This is a genomic window from Ramlibacter sp. G4-7, assembly GCF_057784995.1.
This window is the reverse complement of the sequence record NZ_JBYNTT010000019.1, coordinates 64,041-88,746: the sequence shown is the minus strand read 5'-3', so window position 1 is coordinate 88,746 and position 24,706 is coordinate 64,041. Positions and strand designations below refer to the sequence as shown.

The window sequence follows — 24,706 nt, the reverse complement described above, 5'->3', positions numbered from 1 at the left end:
GGCCGCGGAGGCCGTGGCCACCGGCGGCAGCGCCGTCGCCGTCGCCGGGGCCGGGGCCGGCGCGGGGGCCACAGCCGTGCCCACCGGCGGCGCGACGCGCAGGACCTGCCCGACCTCGAGCACGTTCGGGTTGTCCATGTTGTTCCAGCGCGCGACGTCGCGCCAGTTCTGGCCGGTCTCCAGCGCGATGCGCACCAGCGTGTCGCCCGGGCGCACCGTGTAGTAGCCGGGCTTGCCCGCGTTCTCGGCGCCAGGCAAGGTGCTGGGTGCGGCGGCGGGCGCGGGCTGCGCCGCGACCGTGCCATGCCGCACGCCCATGCGGTCCTCCACCGGCGCGGGCGTGCGGCGCGGCGCGGCGCAGCCGGCGAGCACGGCGCACGCCACGGCCAGCCCCATCCACTTCAGTGCGCGCACGCGCAGGTCCATCGGTTGTTTCCTCATGCGATCCCCGATTTTAGGGGGACAAAGTGAACGCTCTCAAGAATCGTCTGGGAGAGCCGCCCCGCGGTCTTTTCGATGACCACCAGCGCCTGGCGGCGATCGGGCATCACCATCGGTGCCACGATGCGTCCGCCCTCTGCGAGCTGATCGGTCCAGGTCGCAGGCACAGCCTCGCCGCCCGCGGCTGCGATGATGCCCGCATACGGCGCGCCTTGCGCGAAACCCGCCATGCCGTCCCCGAACAGCAGGTGCACGTTGGCCAGACGGAAGGCACGCAGGTTCTCGCGCGCGCGGTCGTGCAGGCCGCGCAGGCGCTCGATGCTGTATACCTCGCGCGCGACCTGGCTCAGCACGGCTGCCTGGTAACCGCATCCCGTGCCGACTTCCAGCACGCGGCCGAGGCGCCCACCCGCGGCCGCGCGCGACCCGAGCAGCAGCTCGATCATGCGCGCGACCACGCTGGGCTTGGAGATGGTCTGCCCCAGTCCGATGGGCAGGCTGGTGTCCTCGTAGGCCTGGTTCACCAGCGCACTGTCGACGAAACGGTGGCGTTCCACCGCCCGCATCGCGCCGAGCACGCGCGCATCGGCGACGCCTTGCGCGGCGATCTTCTCCACCATCCGGGTGCGCACCGCCTGCGAATCGAGGCCGATGCCGGCGGGCGCGATGCCCACGGCCGGCGCGGCCACGGGCTTGCGTGCAGCCTGGACCGGCGCCCCGGGCAGGCGGGCGGGAAAACCGGGACGACGCGTCATGGCTTGCCTTGCCCCTGCGGCAGCTTCGCCGCCGACTGGCCCCAGTAGCGCAGCGCATCGTGGTCGGTGAGGTCGACCTTCAGCGGCGTGATCGTCGGGTGGCCCTGCAGCGACGCGTGGAAGTCCGTTCCTTCCGCGTCGTCCTTGGGCAGGCCCGCGCCACCGATCCAGTACATGGTGTCGCCATGCGGACTGGCCTGCGAGATCACTTTCTCCGCCGCGTGCCGCCGCCCAAGGCGGCACACCTTGAAGGCTTTCAGCTCCTCGTACTGCCGGTTCGGGATGTTCACGTTCAGCAGCCAGTGCGCGTTGTCCGTGCGGTGGTGCTCCACCAGGAACTGCACCAGTTCGCGTGCCTTGCGCGCCGCCGACTCGAGGTGCGCCCAGCCCTTCTCCACCTGCGAGAACGCGATGGCGGGGATGCCGAACAGGTAGCCTTCCATGGCCGCGCCGACGGTGCCGGAATAGATCGTGTCGTCGCCCATGTTGGCGCCGTTGTTGATGCCGCTCACCACCAGGTCCGGCCGGTAGCCCAGGAGACCGGTGAGCGCGATGTGCACGCAGTCGGCCGGCGTGCCGTTCACATAGCGGAAGCCGTTGGGCGCGGCGTTGACGTACAGGGGCGCATGCAGCGTCAGTGCGTTCGATTTGGCGCTGTTGTTGTGCTCGGGCGCAACTACGTCCACCTCGCCGAGGTCGCGGATCGCTTCGTAGAGCGCCACGATGCCCGGCGCCTGGTAGCCGTCGTCGTTGGAGAGCAGGATCTTCATCGTGCAGGATTGTAGGGGCCGGTCGCCGCAGGGACAGGACGCGCCGCGCGCGCCTGCCTATGATTCACGCGAAATTGACAAGGAGTGCCGCCATGCAAGCCTGGCTTTGCGAGAACCCCGTCGGCGTCGAGGCGCTGCAATGGAAGGACCTGCCCACGCCCCAGCCCAAGGCGGGCGAGGTGCTCATCGAGATCAAGGCGGCGAGCCTGAACTTCCCCGACCTGCTGATCGTGCAGAACAAGTACCAGCACAAGCCGGCGCTGCCCTTCGTGCCCGGTTCGGAGTACGCCGGCGTGGTGGCGGCGGTGGGCGAAGGCGTCACGCAGTTGCAGGTGGGCCAGCCGGTGGCCTGCCTCTCCGGCACGGGCGGCTTCGGCACGCACACGATCGCACCGGCGCACCTGTGCATGCCGCTGCCCGCCGGTTTCCCGTTCGTGGATGCCGCGGCGTTCATCATGATCTACGCCACCTCGCACCATGCGCTGGTCGATCGCGCGCAGCTCAAGGCCGGCGAGACCGTGCTGGTGCTGGGTGCCGCCGGCGGCGTGGGCACCGCCGCCATCCAGATCGCCAAGGCGATGGGAGCCCGCGTGGTCGCCGCCGCATCGACCGACGAGAAATGCGCGCTTTGCCGCTCGCTCGGCGCCGACGCCACCATCAACTACACGCAGCATCCGGTGCCCGGCGCCTTCCGCGAGGCCGTCAAGGCCGCGACGGACGGCAAGGGACCCGACGTGATCTACGACCCCGTCGGCGGCGACTTCGCCGAACCGGCGTTCCGCTCGATCGCCTGGCGCGGCCGCTACCTGGTCGTGGGCTTCGCGGCCGGTCCCATCCCCAGCCTGCCACTGAACCTGATGCTGCTCAAGGGCGCGTCCCTGGTGGGCGTGTTCTGGGGCGACTTCGCCCGGCGGGAACCGAAGGCCAACGGCGCCATGATGCAGGAGCTGGCGCGCTGGTACGGGCAAGGCAAGGTCAAGCCCGTGATCGACCGCACCATGCCCATGGCCCAGCTCAAGGAAGCCTATGCGCGCATGGGCTCGCGCGAGGTCAAGGGCAAGCTGGTCATGGTGAACGCGTAGCCCTGCCCCAGCCCTCGGGTACAGGGCGCGGCGGAAAAGCGGCTGCGCGAATCCTGGCATGCCGTCCCGCCCGGCTATAATCGTCGGCTCGCGGTGGCTGTAGCTCAGTTGGTAGAGTCCAGGATTGTGATTCCTGTTGTCGTGGGTTCGAGTCCCATCAGCCACCCCACCGAACCCTCCAAGCCTCGTTAAGTGCTTGTTTTCTAAGGGAAACAAGCACTTTTTGCAGGTAGCTTCCGTAGCCCTTGCTACACGGTCTGTCACACACCCTTGTGGAGCAGACCTTGAAGCAGATTTCCGAACATATCTTCGCGCGCGGCAAGCACGACACCCTGTACGTGCGCCGGCGCATCCCTGCCGCCATCCGCGCGGCCTACCCCCCGAAGAAAGAGTGCGTGACGCGCAGCCTGCGCACCACTGACCTTCGCGAAGCGAAGCGGCGTGCGACTGCGGCCCTGGCACTCATCGACGCAGAATTCCAGGCTCACCGAGAAAAGCTGGACCTCGCCCGCTCGTCGATGTACGCGAAGCGGATCGGCAAGCTGGACGACGCGCAGCTCGAAGGCATCGCGCGCCACTGGGTGCACCAGGTGTTGACCAGCGACGAACACCGGCGCCAGGAAGGCATGGACGACGAGGAGTTCGAAGAACTCGGAACCCAGCTGACGGAGCAGCGGGCAGAACTTGGACGCATGCTGGCCCAGGGCAAGTCGCTGGACGTACTCCCTGCCCTGCGCGGATTCCTGCACCTCTGCGGGCTCGACTTCGATCCGAGCCAAGACGAGGCAAAGCGCGCGTGTTACGCGTTTCTCCGCGCCGCAGTTCGCACACTGGACCATCAGCTCGCGCGTCAACGCGGCGACCTGGTCGACACCAATGCAGTCGCTCCTGAATCCACTCACCCGCTGCAGGCCGTGTTTCCGGAGCGGGCCCCGCCGGACCGGAAGGCACCGAACTGGGAGCGAGTGTTCGAAACCTGGCGCGACTACGTCGAGAACCGGCCGAAGTCCACGATGATCGCCTCGCAAACGCCTTGGCGTGATTTGAAGCACTTTGCTGAAGGTAAAGGCGTTCGCTTGCCGGGCGCTGTCACTCCGGAGCTCATGACCGAGTTCATGGGGTACCAACAGGAGCGCGGGCTGAAGGTGAAGACGATGAACGAGCGTCTTCGCAAGATCAAGGCGATCTACGCGATCGCCGTCGGGAAGCTCCTGCTCAAGATCAATCCCGCCAAGGACACGCTCGGATTCAAGGAAAACGGCGTAAAAAAGCGGCGCAAGCGCCACCTTCCCTTTGACGCACAGGACCTCAAGTTGATCTTCGGCTCAGAGGTGTACACGCAGCACAGGCGCTCAAGGGGCCGGTCAGGAGAGGCGACCTACTGGATCCCGGTGATGATGTTCTACACCGGTGCACGACCGGAGGAGATCGCGGGACTCGCCCTCAACGACCTCCGCCGGCATCCCGAGTTGGGCTGGCACCTGGTACTGCAGGACCGCCCCAGTGACGAAGATCGTGACCTCTTCGAGCAAAGCGGAGATGACGGTGACGTGCCGGAAAGCCACCGACGCACGCTCAAGAACGCTGCTTCGCAACGGCTGGTGCCTGTGCCAAAGCAACTCATCGACCTGGGATTGCTGCGGTATGTCGAGTGGGTGCAGGCGCAAGGCGCCACCGTGCTCTTCCCGACCCTGACGAAGGACTGGCACGGGAAGCTGTCCGGCTCCTTTTCCAAGTTCTTCGGCCGGTACAAGCGGACGCTGGGGATCAGGGACAGCCGAAAGGTTCTCTACAGCTTTCGCCACTGCATGAAGGACATGCTGGAAGCTGCCGCCGTCCCGTCCAAGTACCTGCAGCGTGTCTTGGGCCACACCACCGGCGACGGAGCCACCACTGACGGCTATGGGTCGGACTTGCCTTTCGACCTGGTGGTCGAACACTTCTCGCGAATTCAGTTCCCATCAATCCCGGCACTTCCCTGGGAGCCTGGCCGCGGCTCTGTGCGCTTGTCCGCAGAGTAGACGTCAGTTCGCAAGCCCGAGGCAAAGGAAAAGGCCCCGCCGGACGGCGGGGCCAAAGAAGGGAAGCAGCTGAAGCGCTACGCCCGGGGCGCTACCACGGCTGACAGAGCGTCACCGTAAGCGACTTCAGCCTCTGCGCTTCGGGCAGCATGAGCAAGGACCAGGCGTCCGAGCCGCTCAGTACCTGGCGCAGCTTGGCCACTGCATCAACGACTTCCCTGGCCGCCAGCCGGCGCTGGCCGGCAAGCTCAGAAAGGAGTTCCTTGAACCCGCGGACTGGCACGATGGGCGCCATGCGCGGCTGCTGCTGGTTGACCAACTGCGCGCACAGCCTGCAGTCTGCCGTCGCGATCTCCAGGGCATCCAGGTCCGAGCGGCCAGCGAGGTCCAGGACTGTCACAACCGCATGGCCGTCGACGTGCAGGATTAGGAGGCCAGCTGCGCTGCTGTCGCCCACGGGGATCGACGTCGCCCAGAAGGCCGCCGGATAGCGCATGTGCCCCACCAAGTCCAGGACTGCTCCGGGCACGGGCTGAACCAGCGCCTCGAGCGAAGCCACTTCGGCGGCACTGGAGATCAGGGTCGACCAGCGAGATTGACCAGCCCAGGCCTCGTCGCAAATCGGGTTGGCGGCATCGTTGGACCACAACATTTGAAGCGTCATTCAGTTTTCCTCTGCGCGACACATGTCGCGGTGCGTGTAGACACGCAGTTGGAAAACAGTGACTGCCTCGATGTGGAGGTGGGAAGAATACGGTTCGAGCGCTCTGGAACAAGGCCACGAGCACTACTTGGAACTGGACGTTATTTTACGGCTTTCGTCATGCACTCGCTGAGCGCGTGCGCGATGACCAACCTTCACAAAGAGACTTGCCGCACGAAGCGCGTTGGCTTTGTATACTGAATAAGTCACATCGCCTCCGCCAATGAAATCGAGCGCTGAACTTGTTGCCTGGGTGCAGGACCTTTACTTGGCCATGCATTTCCCCGAGTTCGATCAGCACTGGCAAAACCCTTTGGAGACCGACGATGACAACAACTGACTTACGGCTGCTCGCGCAGTCGCTGTGCGGGGTCGGGCTAGCATGCCTCACGATGGCCATCGCACTTTTTCTGGACGACCGGGACGAGTAGTCCCCACCGCTCGGCCGCCCATGCGTGGCCAAGTTCCTCTCCCGGCTCGGGAGATTGCAAATCGAACGCTTTTTGGAAAGATCAACATGCACATGCCCTTCTGGGAATTCGTGATGACCGATAACCCCGACCTCGGACGCATCCTTGACCATGCGGGGCATTCCGCCTGGGATGCCCCGTGCGGCGGCACCTGGTCCTCGTCCGATCCGTTCGGGATCTAAGCCCGGCAATCGGTTCCCTTCGGGCCCTGGGCAATATCTGCCTCAGGGCCTTTCCTTTTGGCGCTTCGCCGCCGCGGAGCTACGCGGTCGCGATCTTCTAGGCGGCGGAACTACACGCTCGACTCCTTCCTCTGAGTCCCGGCGATCTGCCGATCGCCTTGCCCTCGAACCGTTTGGTTCGAGGGTTTTTTTTGCGTTGGGCGTTTGGGTCATATCTGTGCCCAAGTGAGGTCCGCCGTGCGGGTGGGTTGCGCGAATCGCGCGACGCGAGACTACTTTCGCGCGATTCGCGCAGGGGGTTACAGGCTGGAGCGTGCCCGGATTCCGGCTCCGGCGATCTAGTCCCTCCGCCGGCGACGCAGTTATGGGTGCTCGAAATTTCCATTCGCTAAAGGAGCCTCGCCGTGGCGGATGGAAAGGGGCCGGGCACGCAAGTGCCGCCGAATTACCAGGCGCTATAGGCGAATCTCCCCGGCGCGGCTCAGGCCTAGCCGGTGGGGAGTTCCCCACTTCAACCTGGAAATCGATGAACGCTCTCAACAAGATCCTTGCCGTCCTCAGCGGCGCCAACCACCCGGCAATCCCGGCAGCGAAAGCCGCCATGGAAGCGGTCAAACGCCGCCTTCGCGCTCGCCAGACCAAGCCCGCGGTCACCCAGCAGGCCAATGCGCCCCTTCTGCAGTTGGCAAAGCCGGGAAGCCGCGAAACTCCACGCGAGCCCACGGTGGTCAAGAAGGCCAACGCGTCCCCTCCGCGGCCGGCGGAGCTCGAAAGCCGCGAGCCCACGCGCGCACAGTGGCAACATGTCGTCGAGCGCGCGGCGGAGCGGATCGCGAACAAGGAGTCCGACGCTGCTCCCGCCTATCCTGTCGATGCGCTCGGCGACTTGACCGACGTGGTCAAGATCGTTGCAAGGCAAGACCACCGGAGAGAACATCGCGCTGGCGCCCGTCATCAGCTGGGAGAAGGCCCATCCGGATCGCCGCCTTCTCCTTCGCGACGGCACGGTGCCTGCCATCTTGCGCGATCTCGGCAAAGTCCAATATGGGGTTCTGGGGTTCATGTCCAGCGAAGGCGGCGTGTTCTTCGGCGGCTATTCGTTCAAGGGCGAGAACAAGCTGTCGACGGGAGCGACCTTGAACGCTCTGTGGGACTCGGGCGAGCTCTCGTATTCGAGGGTCACGTCGGGAGAGAACGTCCACCTGTACGACCGTCACCTGGTAATGTCGCTGGCCGCGCAACCCCGCGCAACCGGCGCCATCATTTGCGATCAACTCCTGGCAGATGTCGGCTTCCTTCCGCGACTTCTGTATGCCATCCCTCCGGAGTCAAAGCCGCGCCTGGGACGTGCATTCAACCTGGCAACGAACGAGTTCATGCTCGCCTACTGCGCCCGTGCCGCGTCCCTCCTTTCTCTCCTCAGTGAAGAACGCGAGCTGCAGGTGCTCTCCCTGGAGCCGGACGCACGAGAGTTCCTGGTCCGTGCCTTCGAAGGCTACGAATACGAGGCCAAGAAGGGTTCCATGCAGCACATCCGCCCTTTCGCTATCCGGGCGACGGAGCAAGTCTGTCGCCTTTCAGGCGTGCTCGCGGCCTGGGGTGGTCGGTCGTCCGTGTGCCTGCGCGACGTTTCGTCCGCCAAGCAGCTGGTGGACTACTCGCTTGCCTGCTGGTCCCACGCGCTCGTCACTGCGCCTGACGCCATGAAGGACGAAGCGGCCCTGCGGATCGTGACGTACATGGCGGAGCACGGCGGCATCATGAGTGACAAGCTCAACCTCGGGCCGGAACCGCGAAAGGCGGAGGGCCGGCGCGCGGCTCTCGACCTGCTCATGCACCTCGGCTTGGTCCGCCAAGTTGGCCACCGCTTCGAGCTAATCCCGTAATTCCGTGACTTGCGGCCCCGGGGGGCCGCGATTCGCGCGACGCACGTGTGATGTCGCGCGAATCGCCCCGGCCACCCGTGCAGCAGCCCACTAGAACAACAACGGCGAGGCTCCGCGTCTCGCCATCCAGATCACAGCCCTCTGTTTGGTTGAGGGCTTCAATCGCCACACATAGCACGAGACGCCTTTGCAGCCGGTGGCTGCATGATGCAAGCGCGGTGAAGCTGCGCGCGGTCCACCGCGTATCCGTCGCCGTCGGACTCCACGACCTCCGCCCAGGTTCGGGCATATCGCTCGCATGTAGTCGTCCCTTCCGAAATGACCCACAGCCACCTGGTCCTGGGCGTGAGCAGAGGAAGGATAGACCGCATTTTGACCATCAGTTCTCGTCTTCCCTTCGAGGTGATCTCCACCTCAATGCACACCGTGGTCTCGATGCCGTTCTGGTCAATGTGCCGCACCAGGAGATCCGGCCGTGCAGCGGCATCGATGCTGCGCAGCTCACGGTCGCCCTTGAGACGGCGAAGGCTCGGCAGGTCGGTCTGCAGGCGCGCCACAGCTTCTCGCTGGACGGCGACTTCATGCGCAAGTCGGGACAGCGTGAGCCGCTCGGGATGTGTCAAGTAGCTCACTCGCCGGCGCAAAGCGAACTCGCCCAGCCTCACCCCCGCGGCGGTGAGCGCCCAAACGGCAACCGCGGACATGGGGACGGCTACCCGCCGGAGAAGTCCGGCCCGCTGCAGCCGCGCGCAAATCCCCCTGGCCTTCACCCGTAGCACCTCCCGCAAGATCGCTTCCGTGCTGTGGCCCATCACGGCCAGCCAGGCGCAAACCAACTGCGCCTTCTCTTGCGCGCGTTCTTGCGGCGTCTGGTCTTCGAGGCTGTCGCGGGGGCACTTTGGGCGCATGGCGTGTCGGTCTTGGTTGTGATCACCCGTGTAGCGCCGCCGGCGACCGAGCGGCGCCACATGCGTTCGTACATTCGCCTTACATGCGCGCTTGCGCGCGCAGATTCCGGGTTGGACTTGGGGTCCCCGGGGTACCGCCGACTCGCCGCAAAGCGGCGACCGCGCTAGGGCGCGGCAAGGTCGGCTCGGGCCTGGACGGCCCGCCCCCTGCTTGCGCGGCCTGCCGCTTCGCGGCCGGGTCCCCGGCGCGCCGTGTCTGTCGCGGCCTGCACGGCCAGCGACCGCTTGCGCTCAGCCACCGCCCCGGGGACCCGGCCGCTGCCGGGGCCGGGGCTTCGCCCCCACGGAGCCGACCCGCGGTGGGCCGCGGGCCACTCCGCCCTGCGGGCTCCGTTTCGTGCACCGCGGCGCCCCCACGCTCCGGGACCGTGGGCGGTCCCGGAGTGGACCGCTGTCGCGGCCCACCGCTTCGCGGCTTCACGCCGGCCTGTCGGCCCGCGTTTGAGCCCGGCCTGGGGGCCGGGCGTATGCCCGCTCCTGGTCCCAGGAGCGGGCATCTACCAGACCATGATTCGCATCTAGCAGTTACGCTGTCGAGCTACAGTTACCGGTGTTCTGTCAGGACAAGATTTATAGAAGCATTCAGGGATGAACCAGGACCTCAAAAAGACCCTTTGGGCGGCTGCCGACAAGCTGCGCTCCTCGATGGACGCCGCCGAGTACAAGCACATCGTCCTCGGCCTCATCTTCCTCAAGTACATCTCCGACGCTTTCGACGAGCGACGGGCGCAACTCCAGGCCGCGTTTGCGGACCCGTCCAGCGACCTTCACCTGCCCGACGCGGCGGACCACGCCGAGGCCCTGGAGGAGCGGGACTACTACACGATGGCCAACGTCTTCTGGGTGCCGGCGCCGGCACGCTGGGAGGCCATCCGCGGCCTGGCCAAGCAGGCGGACATCGGCGTGCGCATCGACGCCGCACTGGAGGCCATCGAGGCGGACAACCCGCGCCTGAAGGGCATTCTGGACAAGCGCTTCGGCCGCACGCAACTCGAACCCGGCCGCCTGGGCGAGCTGGTGGACCTGATTTCGACCATCGGCTTCGGTGAAGGCCACCACGCCAAGGACTTGTTGGGCGAGGTCTACGAATACTTCCTGGGCCAGTTCGCCAGTGCCGAGGGCAAGAAGGGCGGACAGTTCTACACGCCGGCCTCGGTTGTGAAGGTGCTGGTCGAAGTGCTGGCCCCGCACCAGGGCCGGGTCTACGACCCGTGCTGCGGCTCCGGCGGCATGTTCGTGCAGAGCGAAAAGTTCATCGAGGCGCACGGCGGCAAAGTCGACGACATCAGCATCTACGGCCAGGAGGCCAACCCCACCACTTGGCGGCTGGTGGCGATGAACCTCGCTATCCGCGGCTTCGCGGCTGATTTGGGCAAGGAGCCGGCCGACACCTTCCACCGGGACCAGCACCCCGACCTCCGGGCCGACTATTGCACGGCGAACCCGCCCTTCAATATCAGCGATTGGGGCGGTGAGCGTCTGGCCGAAGACCGGCGCTGGGTCTACGGCACGCCGCCGGCCGGCAATGCCAACTATGCTTGGCTGCAGCACATCCTGCACCACCTAAGCCCGCGCGGCCAGGCCGGCGTGGTTTTGGCCAACGGCAGCATGGGCAGCAACCAGAACAACGAGGGAGCCATCCGCAAGGCCATGGTCGAGGCCGACGTGGTTGACGTGATGGTGGCACTACCGCCGCAGCTCTTTTTCAACACGCAGATTCCGGCGTGCCTTTGGTTCCTGTCCAAGGACAAGAGCGGTGCCGCCGTTCGAGGCGGCAGGAAGGGCCGTGACCGGCACGGCGAAGTGCTTTTCATCGACGCCCGCAAGCTCGGTCGCATGGCCACGCGCGTGAATCGTGTGTTCCATGACGATGACGTGGCCCGCATCGCTTCTACCGTGCATCGGTGGCGCGCCGATGGCGAGGGTGGGGCGGACGAACCCTATGCCGACGTGCCCGGCTTCTGCCGCGCCGTGAAGCTGGCCGAAATTGTCGAGCACGGCCATGTGCTGACGCCGGGGCGCTACGTCGGCGCCGAGGCGGCCGACGACGACGACGAGGCATTCAGCGAAAAGATGGAGAGGCTTACCGCTCAGCTTGCTGAGCAGATGGCCAAGGGTTCGGAGCTGGATGAATCGATTCGAGAGAAGCTCGGGACGATGGGCTATGCAATCTGAAGATTCATTGCCTGAGGACTGGGCGTCAGTGCCTCTCGAAGCACTGGCTGTCGAAGGCTCCGTGACCTACGGTGTCGTACAGCCTGGCCAGCCAACCAGCGGTGGCATCCCCATGGTGAGGGTTAACAACTTTCGTGGGTTCGGTCTGGACACCTCGGATACGCTGCGCATAGCACCTGAAGTGGAGGCCAAGTACAGCCGCACACGTCTACGCCCCAAGGACGTCTTAATTACGGTCGTGGGCACCGTGGGCCAAGTCGCAGTCGTACCGCCTGAACTAGCCGAGTGGAACGTAGCGCGAGCTGTAGCAGTTATTCGGCCAAAGGAAGCCCAGCTGGCTCGTTGGATTTCCATGTCGCTACGCTCGCCAACCTCTCAGCGTGCTCTTGGAGTCGCAGCAAACACTACCGTCCAGACCACGATCAATCTCAAGGATTTGCGCAAGCTGCCGGTGCCGTTGCCGCCGCCCGCTGAACGCGAGGCAATTGAGCTACTACTTGGAAGTCTCGACGACCGCATCGACCTTCTTCGGCAGACCAATGCTACCCTCGAATCCATCGCCCAAGCCCTGTTCAAGAGCTGGTTCATCGACTTCGACCCGGTGCGCGCCAAGGCCGAGGGCCGCGAGCCCGAAGGCATCGACGCCGCCACGGCGGCGCTGTTTCCCTCCGAGTTCTCAGAATCGGAGCTTGGATTGATTCCAAAAGGGTGGCGGGTCGGCGACATCTACGAAGTTGCCGAAGTGCGCTACGGCGCTCCATTTGCGTCAAAGCTATTCAACACAGATGCCGATGGACTGCCGCTGGTACGCATTCGTGACTTGAAGGATGAGGCACCCGGAGTGTGGACCCCAGAAGTCCATCCGAAGGGCTGCAAGATTTGCCCGGGCGACATTGTGGTCGGCATGGACGGAGAGTTCCGGGCCTACCTCTGGGGTGGCGAAATCGCCTGGATGAATCAGCGGATCTGCATGTTCAAGCCGGCGCACGGGCACTCAGCACCCTTCGTGAAGTTGGCCATTGCTGCACCGCTTGCTCACGTGGAAGCAACCGAGACGGCGACCACCGTCATCCACCTGGGAAAGGGTGACATCGACCGCTTTCGCATTGTCGTTGCGCCGCCGAGTGTCGCTTGCGCGTTCGGCGCAGTCTGCCAGCCGTTGTACGACCGCATCGTCGCTGGAAAGCAAACCATGCGCTCGCTTTCCCGCATCCGCGACGCCCTGCTTCCGCGGCTCCTCTCTGGCAAGCTCCGCCTACCCGAAGCGCGGACGCAACTCGAAGAGGCAACCGCATGAGCGGCATCAGCGAGGACATCGTCGAACAGGCCATGCTCGAATGGCTGGCCGGCCTGGGCTGGTCCACTGCCCATGGCCCCGACATCTCCCCGCCTGACGCCAAGACCGCGGGCACGGAGCGCGCCAGCTACCGGGAGGTGGCGCTAGCCGGCCGGCTCCGCGAGGCCATCGCCCGCCTGAACCCGCACATCCCCCCCGGCGCCCGCGACGACGCGCTGCGCCGGGTGCTCAACCCCAACGTGCCGGGCCTCGTCAACGCCAACCGTCAGGTGCACCGCTGGCTGGTGGACGGCGTGCCCGTCGAATTTCAGAAGGACGGTGAGACGCGCGGTGACCGGGTTCGGCTGCTGGACTTCGCCGACGTAACGGCCAACGACTGGCTGGCCGTCAACCAGTTCAGCGTGCAGGGCCCCAAGCTCACGCGTCGCCCGGACGTGGTGCTGTTCGTCAACGGCCTGCCGCTGGTGGTCGTCGAACTGAAGAACCCGGGGGACGAGGACGCCGACATCTGGGCGGCGTGGAATCAGCTCCAGGCTTACCAGCAGGACATCCCCGACCTGTTCCATGCCAACGCGCTGCAGGTCATCAGCGACGGCATACAGGCCCGCATGGGCTCGCTCACCAGCGACCGGGAGCGCTTCATGGCCTGGCGCACCATCGACGGCGTGACCACCGATCCGCTGGGCGCCATGCGCGAGCTGGAAACCCTGGTGCTGGGCTTGTGCCAGCGCGAGCTACTGCTGGAGTACCTGCGCCACTTCGTGCTGTTCGAGGACGACGGCCGGCTGATCAAGAAGGTCGCCGGCTACCATCAGTTCCACGCGGTCAGAGCGGTCGTGCAGAGCGTGCTGAAGGCCTCGGCCCCTGGCGGCACCCGCAAGGGCGGCGTCGTCTGGCACACCCAGGGCGCCGGCAAGAGCATCGAGATGACCTGCTTGGCGGGCGCGCTCATGGCGCACCCGGGCATGGGCAATCCGACGCTGCTGGTGGTGACCGACCGCAACGACCTGGACAACCAGCTTTTCGGCGTGTTCGCCGCCGCCAGCGAGATGCTGCGCGAGACCCCAGCGCAGGCCGACACCCGGCCCGAGCTGCGCCGGCTGCTGGGCAACCGTCCCTCGGGCGGCATCATCTTTACGACCATCCAGAAGTTCACGCCGGGCGAGGACGAGGACACCTTCCCCGTGCTCTCCGACCGGCGCAACATCGTCGTCATCTGCGACGAGGCGCATCGGAGCCAGTACGGCTTCGGCGCCCGGCTGACACCGTCAGCTCCGCCCGCGGTGAGTGCACAACCCGCGCAGTTCCTCCCCGGCTCACGCGGGCCCCTGGCCACGGGCGACGAGTCGCAGGCGGCAGCGCAGGGCTATGCGGCGGCAGCGAGCCGCATGCAGGTAGGCTACGCCCAGCACCTGCGCGACGCTTTGCCCGGCGCAACCTTCGTCGCCTTCACCGGCACCCCCGTGTCGCTCGACGACCGGGACACGCGCGCCGTGTTCGGTGACTACGTCCACATCTACGACATCGAGCAAGCGGTGCGCGACGGCGCCACCGTGCCCATCTACTACGAAAGCCGCCTCGCCAGGCTGGAGCTGAAGGAGGCCGACGTCACGGCCTTGGACAGCGAAGTCGACGAACTGGCCGAGGACGAGGAAGGCGACGCCGCCAAGGTAGCCAAGCTGCGCCGCTGGGCGGCGCTGGAGCAACTGGTCGGGGCGCCGCCGCGCATCCAGAAGGTGGCAGCCGACATCGTGGCCCACTTCGAGAACCGCCTGACGGCTATGGACGGCAAGGCCATGGTCGTCGCGATGAGCCGGGACATCTGCGTGCACCTGTACAACGCGATCGTGGCGCTGCGGCCCGACTGGCACAGTGACGACCCGATGCAAGGCGCCGTCAAGGTGGTGATGACCGGCTCGGCTTCCGACAAGGCGCTGCTGAAGCCGCACATCTACCCCAAGGACGTGCGCAAGCGCTTGGAGACGCGCTTCAAGGACCCGGCCGACCCCTTTAAGCTGGTTATCGTGCGCGACATGTGGCTGACCGGCTTCGACGCGCCCTGCCTGCACACGATGTATGCGGACAAGCCGATGCGCGGCCACAACCTGATGCAGGCCGTCGCACGGGTGAACCGGGTCTTCAAGGACAAGCCCGGCGGGCTGGTGGTGGACTACATCGGCATCGCCAACGAGCTGAAGGCGGCGCTGGCCGCATACACCCAGGCCCACGGCCGCGGCAAACCGACCATCGACGCGCACGAGGCGCTGGCCGTGCTGCAAGAGCAGATGGACGTGCTGCACGACATGCTGCATGGGGTCGGGTACAAAGAGTTCCGCAGCAAGGCTTGGCAACTCTTGCCCGCGGTGGCCAACCACGTGCTGGGCCTAGACGACGGCAAGAAGCGCTTTGCCGACGGGGTGCTGGCCGCGAGCAAGGCCTTTGCCCTGTGCTGCACGCTGGACGAAGCGCTGGTCTGGCGCGACGAACTGGCCTTCCTGCAGGCGGTGAAGGCGGCGCTGACCAAGCACGCCGGCACGGACAAGAAGCTGACCGACGAACAGAAGGAGCACGCGTTGCGGCAGATCATCAGCCGCGCCGTCGTAAGCGACGAGGTCATCGACATCTTTTCCGCCGCCGGCTTGAAGCGGCCGGACATCGGAGTGCTGTCCGACGAGTTCCTGGAAGACGTGCGCCACATGAAAGAGCGCAACCTGGCGGTCGAACTGCTGGAGCGGCTGCTGAAAGGCGAAATCAAGTCGCGCTTCAAGACCAACGTGGTGCAGAGCGCCAAGTTCTCCGAGCTGTTGCAACAGAGCCTAACCCGCTACCGCAATCGCGCCGTCGAGACCGCGCAGGTGATCGAAGAGCTGATCGAGATGGCCAAGAAGTTCCAAGAGGCGGCGCAGCGCGGCGAGAACCTGGGGCTGAACCACGACGAATTGGCCTTCTATGACGCCCTGGCGACCAACGAGGCGGCGGTGCGGGACCTGGGAGACGAAACGCTGAAGAAGATCGCGGTCGAACTGACCCAGAACCTGCGGAAGTCGGTCACGGTGGACTGGGCCAAGCGGGAGACGGTCCGGGCCAGGCTGCGGGTGATGGTCAAGACCCTGCTGCGACGGTACAAGTACCCGCCGGACCGGCAAGAGGAGGCGACGGAGACGGTGCTCAGGCAGGCGGAGTCGCTGTCGGCCGATTGGGTGTCGGCGTAACGCACACATCCCCCAAAGAAAAAGCCTCGAGTGGCGCGTCGCCGGCTCGAGGCTGGATCAAGAGGAACTGATCGTCTGGCGCCGCTGAATGCAATCAGCGGCGCCACGGGAAGGTTCTTGCTACGGGTTTTCGTTCTGCCGTGTAGCTCAGTTGGTGCTCAAATCCACGCCCTCGCGGGCGACACCCTTACGGGTACGAGGCGCTTCGCTCCTCGTAGCTCAAGTATACCGATCTCCGCTCCAGCAGAAGCAGGCCAGCGAGCTGAGGCAGCCGACGCTGACTACCTTCAAAGCCGACGGCGCGAGCCTGAGTCGCGCCAAAGGGCGTTGCTGGAATAGAACACGGAATAATTTTCCGTTGCAAATGGCGCAAAACATGGTACTGTTGAGCCTCGAAAGGACTCACCATGGTCGTGATGACAGCCGCCCAGGCGGAATCGTTCTTTGGCCCGTACTTCGACGTCCTGCGCCGCGTGGTCCGCGAGGCGTGGGATGACTGGAAGGCAAATCCACTGGCGCCTCAGGTTCAGCACAAGCGTGTCCGAGCTTCGTGCGTGTGGAACCAGTTCATCGCCGGGGCAAAGCGCGCATTCAGCGAAGACACCAACGTGCGGGTCGAGACCATGCGGGAGTGGGAGGGGCTTCTCTTCCACAACAAGGTGTTCGTGAGGTTCAAGAAGGCGTCGAAAGCTCTCTTGTCCCGCAACTACCCCACGCCGCTCGCCCTCGCGTATCACGATCAACAGAATGATCTTTTCGGCTCGGCGTGAAGCGGCTGGAGCTGGTGTACGTGCTGGACGAGTCCGAAACCGAATTGGAGCGCGTCTGCCTCGTGCAGCGCCATCGAGAATACATCGCTTGGCACTTGGACTTGCTGGGTGGCGGCGACGACCGGCAGGAGGTGCTGCCGTTTGCGCCGCAAGCGCCCGCTGGGCCGCCGGTGGCGAAACGCGTGCTGAAGTCAAAAAGGAGCAAAGAAAATGGTGGCGGCAAACATGGCACGGGTGGAGGAGCGTAGGGAAGCGTTCCGACATGAGTTGCTAGGCGTGCGGCGGCGGATGCTCGGCATGAGCCAAGCGGAAGTCGCCGAGCGCGCCGGTATCAGCCAGGCTTCCTATTCCAAGCTGGAACAAGGGCTGAAGCCGATAACCGAGGCGACCCTGGAGCAGTTTTCGAATGTCTTGAGCTGTCCACACAGCTTTTTCTATCAACCGGAGCGAGAGTACGGGCCGCCGATGAGCGCCCATCCTATGTACCGCAAACGCGCCTCTGTCGGGCAGAAGGTACTGGACAAGCTGATCGCGGAGTTCAACGTGCGCATTGCGCACACGCGGACTCTCCTGCGGAGTGTCGACTTCGAGCCGGAGCTGATCCTGCCCACGTGCGATCCAGACGACTTCAGCGGCGGTGCGGCGGAAGTCGCAGGTGTGGTGCGGCGTGCTTGGTATCTGCCTCGGGGACCCGTCGCCTCTGTGACCGAGTGCCTGGAGCGCGCTGGATGCATTGTCATGCGCTGCGACATGGACCAAGCCAAGATCGACGCAGCCAGCTACCGCGTGCCGGGGCTGCCGCCGATCATCTTCGTGAACAGCGCTCTCCCAGGCGATCGACTTCGCTTCACGCTTGCTCACGAACTCGGCCACTTGGTGATGCATGCTTATCCGTCGCCTGAGATGGAGCAGCAGGCAGACGCATTTGCGTCGGCGTTCTTGATGCCAGCCGACGACATCCGGCCGGAGCTCTCGGGCCTCACGCTGGCGAAGGCGGCGGCGATGAAGCCGATCTGGAAAGTGTCGATCGGCGCGCTTGTGTACCGCGCTTCCGACCTCGAAGCGATTCGGCCAACGCAGGTGGAGTACTTGTGGAAGGTGCGCGCGGCAAAAGGCTGGAACACGCGCGAGCCCGTGGCGTTCGACATCCCGGTGGAGGAGCCCACTTTGGTGCCTGGCCTTTTCGAGCACAGTCTGGAAGAAGGAGGCCTGTCGCTCGAAGAGCTCGGCCAGGTGCTGCACATGCACCTCGACGAGTTGCAGCGCCTCTATCAGCTGCAGCCGGCGCAGCCGCGGCTTCGCCGGGTTAAATGAGCCCGTCCGCGACCCGCCGAAGAGATTACGTGAACAGCGGTGGTTGTTCTCGCTTCACCTCGAGGTCGTGGTTGGAAGGGCCGTCGCTCGAGATTGGCTGAATCGGTCTCCCGAGCAAAAGGAAATCAGGGATGCTTAGGGGAAGCACTGTTTTCAACTCCCCCTTTGCATCGCTCCTAAGCTTTTCCCTGAGTTCCATCAGGAGCCGGCCTAAGACGTTCTCACCAACCAAACATGCTTCGTCTGCAGAGAGCTTAGCCCCCCAGTAGGCATCCTTCCTGGATCGCTCCACGATGGGCCGTTCGCCAGTAGATAGCAGCAGTCGACCGAACGTCTCGTAGTTCTGTGCAAGCTTTACCCGTAAACACCAACGCATCACCTTCGCCCGCACTTGATCCCAGTCCGAACGAGTGTGCTCTCGATGCGGCTTGCTCTTCATCTTTGCGGTCATTGGGCTCGTCTGCTCAATGATTTCGCGTTGCACTTGCGGAAGGTGCGGGAAACGGCAGCACTGATACAGCGCCTCTGATGTCAGGATGCGCACCCCGTTTACCCGCAGCGGGTAGCCGGATGCCATGTTCGACAACCCGCCGAAGTCTTCCTTCGTGCGGTAAACCACCACCACCTGGTCAGCCGCGTAGGTACGGAGGCTCTCAGAAATCAATGTCGTCCCAGTCGAAGTGACCATAGGTCTTTCGTGGCAACAGCGGGTACCAGTCAAGTGCACCCGATGTGCCTTCAAGCTTGCCCCACCAGAGTGCCAGGGGACAGTTGTTCGGGCAGTTCCTGTAAGTAACGTAGGTTGCACCGAACCCCACCCCGAACGGGCCACAGCCCAGGGGGCGGATGAAGGCTTTCGGATTGTTTACCTGCGACAGGATTTTGACGCCGGCAATGAGCAGTTCGCTTTCGAGGAGCTGGCGACCTTGCTCGGAGGTGAACACCCCGACGGGGCCGCCCGGAACTCTCAGAACCAAGGGGTTCTTCTTCTCTGCCGCGACGTACTCTTGTACAGCTTTGACGTTCGGAACGACGGCCGGCCACAGAACACCAGAAACGTCCTTCCGATTTTTCTGGTTCTCGATCTCGGCGCACCGCCACCACCGGAAGGTGATCTGCTTTTTCGCGTCCCTTGCTGCCTGCGGCAGCTGCTTTTGGCCCTGCCAATACTGTCCGCTGGTATGGAAGGCCATCAAGATCACGTTAACGTGCGCTTGGCCTGGCGCAGCATTAGCAATCCAGTCCCGCAGGTCCGTTGCGACCCTGCCGCCGGTGAACAGGATGTCATCCAAGTAGATGTAGTCGCGTCCTCCACCGCAGTCCTTCAACTTCAGGCCGAGAGCCGACTGCAGGGCAGAGTCGAACAAGGCCAGCATCTCCTTTTGACTCTTCCCGTTTTTCTGAATCTTCAGGAAGTTGGCTTTGGCCCAGTAGGACTTCGGGTCCCCTCCTGTAAGGTCCTTATTCGTCACCAGCATCGTGAGGAACTTCATCACGTCGTCCTTGGTGACGAAGCATTCCTTCATGACATGGTCGACTTCCCGCAGAAAGTCCAGTTGTGTCGCTTTGGTGAACTGAGATGCCCACTTGTCGACGTGCTCAGGCGTTGCCTTGATCTCCCCTTCGTACGTCTTGATGGTGTCCGCGATGGACATGCACAGCTGATCGCGCTCCGTCATGGTCCCCCCAAAACGCTCATGGTACTCAGCTGTAACAACGTAGCAACCTGGAAAACGCTGCCACCCGGCCCGTGTCGCCGCCGACGAGCCTGTTACACTGACTGCAGCACAGACGCGTGTGGCAGGCCGAAAAAAGGCTTGAAGTTGCTGAGGGCGCCGAGTGGCCACTGGTCTCCCATCAGCCACCCCAGAACATTGAAGCCCTGAAGGCGCGAGCCTTCAGGGCTTCTTTCATTTCGCCCGCCTCCTGCGAGGTCCGGCCGGCCCGTATGCGACGCCGGCCTGATGATGAGCGCAGGCAAGGCGCGATGGTGATCGACGTGCGTGGTACTCGGGAGGCCGGCAGCTGCGCGCCCTCCCTCAGAAGGCCACCTGGTTACTGCGTGACCGGCGCTTCCTTCGGCTTGGGTACGTTGATCTGCGCCTTGAAGCGGTCCTTGAGCGTCTCGTAGTACGCGATGCCTTCGGCCATGCCCCAGGCGCGCCCGTACTGCTGCTGCTCCTGCTGGGCCTGCGCCGCCGGCGGGGCCTCGCGCGGCAGCACCTTGTTCACGCGCACGATGGCGTAGCCCTCGGGGCCGAGGTCCACCCCCACCAGCGCCGGCAGCTTCGCCGGATCGGCACGCAGCGCCGCGTCGATCACCTGCCGCGGCTGCTTGCCGGCGTCCTGGCGCGCGATCGGTTCGGCGGCGGAGAGCTGCGCCGATGCCGGTGCCGCCTGCCACGCGGCCAGCTTCGCCGCGCCCTCCTTCCTGGCGAGTTCCGCCGCCTTGGCGGCCACGACCTGCTCGCGCACCTGCGCCTTCACTTCCTCGTAAGGCCGCGTGCGGGCCGGCGAATACTGCGTGATGCGGCCGGACACCATCAGGTTGGGGCCGAACTCCACGGCCTCGGTGTTGCGCTTGCGCTCCACCGCGTCCGGCGAGAACACGGCGGCCAGGAACTTGGGGTTGGCCAGCGGGCCCGCCGCCGCGCCGGGCTGCGGCGTGCGCGTCACGCCCTGCGCCGTGCGGACCTCCAGCTTGAGCTTGTCGGCCACCGGCTTGAGCGACTCGGACTGCTCGTACACGGTGTTGCTGAAGGTCTCCGCCGCTTCGGCGTACTTCTTCTGCGCCTGCTCCTTGCGCACCTGCGCTTCCAGCTGGGGCTTGAGTTCCTCGAAGGTCTTGGGCTTGTCGGCCTTGATGTCGGTCAACCTGATGATGTGGAAGCCGAACTCGGATTCCACCAGGTCGCTGATGTCGCCCTTGTTCTTCATCGCGAACACCGCATCCTCGAAGGGCTTGGTCATCGCGCCGCGGGCGAAGAAGTCCAGGTCGCCGCCCTGGGCCGCCGAGCCCTGGTCCTGCGAGTTCTTCTTCGCCACGTCGGCGAAGCTGTCCGGGTTCTTGCGCACCTGCGCCAGCAGCTCCTCGGCCTTCGCCCTGGCCTTGGCCTTCTCCTCGGGCGACGCGCCCTTGTTGACCGTGACCAGGATGTGGCTCGCGCGGCGTTCCTCGGGCTTGGCCGCCAGGCGCGCGGCGTTCTGCTCGTAATAGGTCTTGAGGTCCGCCTCGTTGACCGTGACGGTCTTCTCGACGGTCGGCAGGTCCAGCACCACGTATTCGATGTTGGCCTGCTCGGCCGCCTGGAACAGCTTGCCGTTGTCCTTGTAGAAGGCCTGCAGCTCCGCCTCCGTCGGCTCCACTTTCGCCTTGTAGTCGGCGGCGTTGAAGCGCGCCATCTGCACCTCGCGGCGTTCGAAGAAGCTGCCCAGCGACACGGCGGCCTGCGCGGGGGGCGTGAAGGAGGACTGCGCGACGCCGCCGAGCACCTGGCGCAGGGCCAGGTCCTGGCGCACGGAGTTCTCGAACATCTCGGGCGACATGCCGCGCGCCGCCAGCAGCTGGCGGTAGCGCTCGATGTCCAGCTTGCCGTCGGGGCCGCGCAGCGCGGCGATCATCTCGTTGGATTGCAGCTCGCGGGCCACCCGCTGGTCGGCCACCAGGAAATGCGAGTCGTGTGCCGCGGCGGCCATCACGCGTTCGCGCACCATGCGCTCCAGCGTGCCGTACTTCGCCTCGGCGCTGTCGAACAGCTTCGGGTCGAGGTTGGGCATCTGCTCGCGCAGCCGGTCGACCTGCTGCTTGTGGGCGTTGTCCCATTCCTGCTGGTGGATGTCCTGGCCATCGACCTTGGCCACCACCTCACCCTTCTCGTGCATGCGGTTGTAGCCTTGCAGGCCGAACAGCACGAAGGACGGCACGATCAGCAGGAACAGCAGGAACTGCATGACCTTCGTGTGTTTGCGGACGAAATCGAACATGGTTCTGGGACTCGGGCTCGGGACAAACAAAAAGGCGAACCGCGGTTCGCCTTTCTTCTCTTTTGGTGGGTGCTGACGGGATCGAACCGCCGACCTACGCCTTGTAAGGGCGCCGCTCTACCAGCTGAGCTAAGCACCCCACCGGGTGATCCGTCTCAGTTCAGCGCATCCTTCAGCGCCTTGCCGGGACGGAACTTGGGCACCTTGGCAGCCTTGATTTTAATCTGTGCGCCGGTCCGGGGATTCCGGCCGCTGCGCGCGGCCCGTTTGCCCACCGCGAAAGTGCCGAAACCGACCAGCGACACCGAGCCGCCCTTCTTCAGGGTGGTCTTCACCGCGCCGATCATGGACTCGAGGGCGCGGGTGGCCGCGGCCTTGGAAATGTCGGCGTGCTTGGCGATGTGCTCGATCAATTCGGTCTTGTTCACTGGTGTCCTTCGTGCAGGATTGTTCGTCGACCCTTGCGGTCCAAAAATTTGTCTCCCGTTCCCGGGACGCTGGCTTGGGCTGGCGTGCGTGGCGGGAAGGGGAGACAGTGCGGGCAGCCTTGCGGCCGGCTGGCGTCGATTAGAGAACAGCGCCGCGAGGGGTGTCAATACGGCATGCGCGCAATACAACAGCGGCTGCGGGCTTTCCCCTTGCAAGCTGACGACGAGCGCACGCTCACGTGCGCCGCCGCAGGGACGGGCCCCGATGTTGCAGTGCCGCGTGACTGCTTTACAGCGCCGCCGCGACCGCCTTGCCGACGTCCGTGGTACTCGCCTTGCCGCCGATGTCGCCGGTGCGCGGCGCGCCCGACTTCGGATCCAGCACGGTCTCGATCGCTTTCAGGATGGCGTCGTGCGCCTCCTTGTGGCCGAGGAACTCCAGCATCATCGCGCCGCACCAGATCTGGCCGATCGGGTTGGCGATGTTCTTGCCGTAGATGTCGGGCGCCGAGCCGTGCACGGGCTCGAACAGCGAGGGGAACTTGCGGTCCGGGTTCAGGTTCGCGCTCGGCGCGATGCCGATCGTGCCCGTGCAGGCCGGCCCCAGGTCGGACAGGATGTCGCCGAACAGGTTGCTCGCCACCACCACGTCGAAGAAGTCCGGCCGCTGCACGAAGTGGGCGGTGAGGATGTCGATGTGGAACTTGTCCTGCTTCACCTGCGGGTACTTCTTCGCCATTTCGGCCACGCGCTCATCCCAATAGGGCATGGTGATGGCGATGCCGTTGGACTTGGTGGCGCTGGTCAGGTGTTTCTTCGGGCGCGACTGGGCCAGCTCGAAGGCGAATTTCAGCACACGGTCCACGCCGACGCGGGACATCACCGTCTCCTGCATGACGATCTCGCGCTCGGTGCCGGGATACATGCGGCCGCCGATGCTGGAGTACTCGCCCTCCGTGTTCTCGCGCACGATGTACATGTCGATCTCGCCGGGCTCGCGCCGGCTGCCGTCGCGGCGCACCACCGGGGCGATGATGCCGGGCATCAGGCGCGCGGGGCGCAGGTTCACGTACTGGTCGAACTCGCGGCGGAACAGCAGCAGCGAGCCCCACAGCGAGACGTGGTCGGGAATCTTGTCCGGCCAGCCGACGGCGCCGAAGAACAGGGCGTCGTGGCCGCCGACCTTGTCCTTCCAGTCGTCCGGCATCATCTTGCCGTGCTTCTCGTAATAGTCCCAGCTGGCGAAATCGAACTCGTCGAACGCCAGGTCGATGCCGAACTTGCGGGCGGCCGCGTCGACCACGCGCATGCCTTCGGGCATGACTTCCTTGCCGATGCCGTCACCGGGGATGACTGCGATGCGTTTCTTGCTCACGATGTGCTCCTAAGGAATGCGAGGGACTCTTGCAGCAGAAGGGCGGGCGCCTCTTCCGCGATGTAGTGGCCGCAGGGGACGCTGCGGCCGGTGAAATCGGTGGCGGCCGCGCGCCACAGCGCAGGCACGTCGAAGCAGCGGCCCACCGCGCCGTGCTCGCCCCACAGCACGCGCAGCGGCTGCGTGAGCCTGCGGCCGGCGTCCGCATCCGCCTGGTCGTGCGCCAGGTCGATGCCGGCGCTCGCACGGTAGTCCGCGACGATGGCGGCAGCGGTGCCGGGAAGGCCGGCGCAGCGCTCGTATTCGGCCAGCGCCTGCGGTGCGAACGCGGCCAGGCCCGCATGGCGCGCGCCCATCACGCTGCGCACGTAGCGCCCCGGATCGGAGGCGATCAGCGCTTCCGGCAAGGGGCCGGGCTGCACCAGGAAGAACCAGTGCCAGTAGGCGCGCGCGAAGGCCTCGGTGGTGCCGCGGTACATCGCCAGCGTCGGGGCGATGTCCAGCAGCAGCAGGCGCTCCACGGCCTGCGGATGGTCCAGCGCCAGGCGGTGGGCGACCCGCGCGCCGCGGTCGTGCGCCAGCACCTGGAAGCGTTCGTGGCCGAGCGCGCGCATGACGTCCAGCGCGTCGAGTGCCATCTCGCGCTTGCTGTACGCGCCGGACTGCTCGCCCGCGGCCGGCCGCCCCGAGTCGCCGTAGCCGCGCAGGTCCATGAGCACGACCTCGAAACCCTCCGCCAGCGCAGGCGCGACGCGGTGCCACATGGCGTGGGTCTGCGGGTGGCCGTGCAGCAGCAGCAAGGGCGCGCCCTGCCCCGCCCGGCGCACGCACAGCGGGACGCCGTCGCGCATGTGGGTGAGGGTTGCGAAGCCT

The 24,706-nt window shown here is 65.3% G+C and carries 21 protein-coding genes and 2 tRNA genes; 11 read left to right on the top strand and 12 right to left on the bottom strand.

What is annotated here, in order from left to right; all coding sequences use genetic code 11:
• From AC3EGR_RS21850 to surE, 3 genes are all read right to left on the bottom strand, one after another.
• The coding region (locus AC3EGR_RS21850) for a LysM peptidoglycan-binding domain-containing protein (RefSeq protein ID WP_488548634.1) at window positions 1–441 on the bottom strand (441 nt) is incomplete at its 3' end.
• Window positions 438–1,196 (bottom strand): protein-L-isoaspartate(D-aspartate) O-methyltransferase, encoded by a 759-nt coding sequence (locus AC3EGR_RS21845; protein ID WP_488548633.1) that lies wholly within the window; start codon window positions 1,194–1,196, stop codon window positions 438–440. The genes AC3EGR_RS21850 and AC3EGR_RS21845, both read right to left, overlap by 4 nt.
• Window positions 1,193–1,966, bottom strand: coding sequence for a 5'/3'-nucleotidase SurE (surE, locus tag AC3EGR_RS21840; protein WP_488548632.1), 774 nt, complete (start codon window positions 1,964–1,966; stop codon window positions 1,193–1,195). Before surE ends, AC3EGR_RS21845 begins: the two co-directional genes overlap by 4 nt.
• 92 nt (window positions 1,967–2,058) lie before the next feature.
• On the opposite strand from surE, the gene AC3EGR_RS21835 reads away from it, so the two are divergent.
• From AC3EGR_RS21835 to AC3EGR_RS21825, 3 genes are all read left to right on the top strand, one after another.
• Window positions 2,059–3,048, top strand: coding sequence for an NADPH:quinone oxidoreductase family protein (locus tag AC3EGR_RS21835; protein WP_488548631.1), 990 nt, complete (start codon window positions 2,059–2,061; stop codon window positions 3,046–3,048).
• 93 nt (window positions 3,049–3,141) lie between these two features.
• Window positions 3,142–3,217: transfer RNA gene (locus AC3EGR_RS21830), tRNA-His, on the top strand.
• Window positions 3,218–3,332: 115 nt separating this feature from the next.
• A complete protein-coding gene (locus AC3EGR_RS21825; RefSeq protein WP_488548630.1) occupies window positions 3,333–5,069 on the top strand; it encodes a DUF6538 domain-containing protein in 1,737 nt (578 codons plus the stop codon).
• 91 nt (window positions 5,070–5,160) lie between these two features.
• On the opposite strand, the gene AC3EGR_RS21820 is transcribed toward AC3EGR_RS21825, so the two are convergent.
• Window positions 5,161–5,733, bottom strand: a complete 573-nt coding sequence (locus AC3EGR_RS21820) for a hypothetical protein (protein WP_488548629.1) — start codon at window positions 5,731–5,733, stop codon at window positions 5,161–5,163.
• Between the two features lie 556 nt (window positions 5,734–6,289).
• On the opposite strand from AC3EGR_RS21820, the gene AC3EGR_RS21815 reads away from it, so the two are divergent.
• Entirely contained in the window at window positions 6,290–6,424 is a 135-nt protein-coding gene (locus tag AC3EGR_RS21815; RefSeq protein WP_488548628.1) for a hypothetical protein, read from the top strand.
• Window positions 6,425–7,332: 908 nt separating this feature from the next.
• Window positions 7,333–8,310 carry a DUF3987 domain-containing protein gene (locus AC3EGR_RS21810; RefSeq protein WP_488548627.1) on the top strand — a complete coding sequence of 326 codons (978 nt, stop codon included), beginning with the start codon at window positions 7,333–7,335 and terminating at the stop codon, window positions 8,308–8,310.
• A 158-nt stretch (window positions 8,311–8,468) separates the two neighbouring features.
• Here AC3EGR_RS21810 and AC3EGR_RS21805 read toward each other — a convergent pair whose 3' ends face one another.
• The gene (locus tag AC3EGR_RS21805) at window positions 8,469–9,218 is read right to left on the bottom strand and encodes a hypothetical protein (RefSeq protein WP_488548626.1); all 750 of its coding nucleotides are present in this window, start codon (window positions 9,216–9,218) and stop codon (window positions 8,469–8,471) included.
• A 648-nt stretch (window positions 9,219–9,866) separates the two neighbouring features.
• On the opposite strand from AC3EGR_RS21805, the gene AC3EGR_RS21800 reads away from it, so the two are divergent.
• The 6 genes from AC3EGR_RS21800 (at window position 9,867) to AC3EGR_RS21775 (ending at window position 18,046) form a co-directional block, all read left to right on the top strand.
• On the top strand, window positions 9,867–11,453 hold the full coding sequence (locus AC3EGR_RS21800) for a type I restriction-modification system subunit M (protein WP_488548625.1): 1,587 nt from the start codon (window positions 9,867–9,869) through the stop codon (window positions 11,451–11,453).
• Window positions 11,443–12,750 (top strand): restriction endonuclease subunit S, encoded by a 1,308-nt coding sequence (locus AC3EGR_RS21795; RefSeq protein WP_488548624.1) that lies wholly within the window; start codon window positions 11,443–11,445, stop codon window positions 12,748–12,750. The genes AC3EGR_RS21800 and AC3EGR_RS21795 overlap by 11 nt, the downstream gene beginning before the upstream one ends.
• Entirely contained in the window at window positions 12,747–15,962 is a 3,216-nt protein-coding gene (locus AC3EGR_RS21790) for a type I restriction endonuclease subunit R (protein ID WP_488548623.1), read from the top strand. The genes AC3EGR_RS21795 and AC3EGR_RS21790 overlap by 4 nt, the downstream gene beginning before the upstream one ends.
• A 407-nt stretch (window positions 15,963–16,369) precedes the next feature.
• Entirely contained in the window at window positions 16,370–16,732 is a 363-nt protein-coding gene (locus AC3EGR_RS21785) for a hypothetical protein (RefSeq protein WP_488548622.1), read from the top strand.
• Window positions 16,729–16,980 carry a hypothetical protein gene (locus AC3EGR_RS21780; protein ID WP_488548621.1) on the top strand — a complete coding sequence of 84 codons (252 nt, stop codon included), beginning with the start codon at window positions 16,729–16,731 and terminating at the stop codon, window positions 16,978–16,980. The genes AC3EGR_RS21785 and AC3EGR_RS21780 overlap by 4 nt, the downstream gene beginning before the upstream one ends.
• On the top strand, window positions 16,943–18,046 hold the full coding sequence (locus AC3EGR_RS21775; RefSeq protein ID WP_488548620.1) for a helix-turn-helix domain-containing protein: 1,104 nt from the start codon (window positions 16,943–16,945) through the stop codon (window positions 18,044–18,046). The genes AC3EGR_RS21780 and AC3EGR_RS21775 overlap by 38 nt, the downstream gene beginning before the upstream one ends.
• A 25-nt stretch (window positions 18,047–18,071) precedes the next feature.
• Here the strand turns inward: AC3EGR_RS21775 and AC3EGR_RS21770 are convergent, their stop codons facing one another.
• The 7 genes from AC3EGR_RS21770 to AC3EGR_RS21740 form a co-directional block, all read right to left on the bottom strand.
• Window positions 18,072–18,734: an NADAR family anti-phage protein gene (locus AC3EGR_RS21770; protein ID WP_488548619.1), complete on the bottom strand. Its 663-nt coding sequence runs from the start codon at window positions 18,732–18,734 to the stop codon at window positions 18,072–18,074.
• Complete coding sequence (locus AC3EGR_RS21765; RefSeq protein WP_325000750.1) at window positions 18,700–19,701, bottom strand: phosphoribosyltransferase-like anti-phage protein; 1,002 nt, start codon at window positions 19,699–19,701, stop codon at window positions 18,700–18,702. Before AC3EGR_RS21765 ends, AC3EGR_RS21770 begins: the two co-directional genes overlap by 35 nt.
• Window positions 19,702–20,101: 400 nt before the next feature.
• A complete protein-coding gene (locus AC3EGR_RS21760; RefSeq protein WP_488548618.1) occupies window positions 20,102–22,030 on the bottom strand; it encodes a SurA N-terminal domain-containing protein in 1,929 nt (642 codons plus the stop codon).
• Between the two features lie 63 nt (window positions 22,031–22,093).
• Window positions 22,094–22,169: transfer RNA gene (locus AC3EGR_RS21755), tRNA-Val, on the bottom strand.
• Between the two features lie 16 nt (window positions 22,170–22,185).
• A complete protein-coding gene (locus tag AC3EGR_RS21750; protein ID WP_013901776.1) occupies window positions 22,186–22,458 on the bottom strand; it encodes an HU family DNA-binding protein in 273 nt (90 codons plus the stop codon).
• A gap of 289 nt (window positions 22,459–22,747) precedes the next feature.
• Window positions 22,748–23,833 (bottom strand): tartrate dehydrogenase, encoded by a 1,086-nt coding sequence (locus AC3EGR_RS21745; RefSeq protein ID WP_488548617.1) that lies wholly within the window; start codon window positions 23,831–23,833, stop codon window positions 22,748–22,750.
• Window positions 23,830–24,684, bottom strand: a complete 855-nt coding sequence (locus tag AC3EGR_RS21740; protein ID WP_488548637.1) for an alpha/beta fold hydrolase — start codon at window positions 24,682–24,684, stop codon at window positions 23,830–23,832. Before AC3EGR_RS21740 ends, AC3EGR_RS21745 begins: the two co-directional genes overlap by 4 nt.
• Between the last annotated feature and the right edge of the window lie 22 nt (window positions 24,685–24,706).

Bases quoted from the DNA above. Each gene is read 5' to 3' on its own strand.
- AC3EGR_RS21845 (WP_488548633.1), bottom strand. From the start codon at position 1,196: ATGACGCGTCGTCCCGGTTTTCCCGCCCGCCTGCCCGGGGCGCCGGTC.
- surE (WP_488548632.1), bottom strand. From the start codon at position 1,966: ATGAAGATCCTGCTCTCCAACGACGACGGCTACCAGGCGCCGGGCATC.
- AC3EGR_RS21835 (WP_488548631.1), top strand. From the start codon at position 2,059: ATGCAAGCCTGGCTTTGCGAGAACCCCGTCGGCGTCGAGGCGCTGCAA.
- AC3EGR_RS21820 (WP_488548629.1), bottom strand. From the start codon at position 5,733: ATGACGCTTCAAATGTTGTGGTCCAACGATGCCGCCAACCCGATTTGC.
- AC3EGR_RS21815 (WP_488548628.1), top strand. From the start codon at position 6,290: ATGCACATGCCCTTCTGGGAATTCGTGATGACCGATAACCCCGACCTC.
- AC3EGR_RS21805 (WP_488548626.1), bottom strand. From the start codon at position 9,218: ATGCGCCCAAAGTGCCCCCGCGACAGCCTCGAAGACCAGACGCCGCAA.
- AC3EGR_RS21800 (WP_488548625.1), top strand. From the start codon at position 9,867: ATGAACCAGGACCTCAAAAAGACCCTTTGGGCGGCTGCCGACAAGCTG.
- AC3EGR_RS21795 (WP_488548624.1), top strand. From the start codon at position 11,443: ATGCAATCTGAAGATTCATTGCCTGAGGACTGGGCGTCAGTGCCTCTC.
- AC3EGR_RS21790 (WP_488548623.1), top strand. From the start codon at position 12,747: ATGAGCGGCATCAGCGAGGACATCGTCGAACAGGCCATGCTCGAATGG.
- AC3EGR_RS21785 (WP_488548622.1), top strand. From the start codon at position 16,370: ATGGTCGTGATGACAGCCGCCCAGGCGGAATCGTTCTTTGGCCCGTAC.
- AC3EGR_RS21775 (WP_488548620.1), top strand. From the start codon at position 16,943: ATGGTGGCGGCAAACATGGCACGGGTGGAGGAGCGTAGGGAAGCGTTC.
- AC3EGR_RS21770 (WP_488548619.1), bottom strand. From the start codon at position 18,734: ATGGTCACTTCGACTGGGACGACATTGATTTCTGAGAGCCTCCGTACC.
- AC3EGR_RS21765 (WP_325000750.1), bottom strand. From the start codon at position 19,701: ATGTCCATCGCGGACACCATCAAGACGTACGAAGGGGAGATCAAGGCA.
- AC3EGR_RS21760 (WP_488548618.1), bottom strand. From the start codon at position 22,030: ATGTTCGATTTCGTCCGCAAACACACGAAGGTCATGCAGTTCCTGCTG.
- AC3EGR_RS21740 (WP_488548637.1), bottom strand. From the start codon at position 24,684: ATGCGCGACGGCGTCCCGCTGTGCGTGCGCCGGGCGGGGCAGGGCGCG.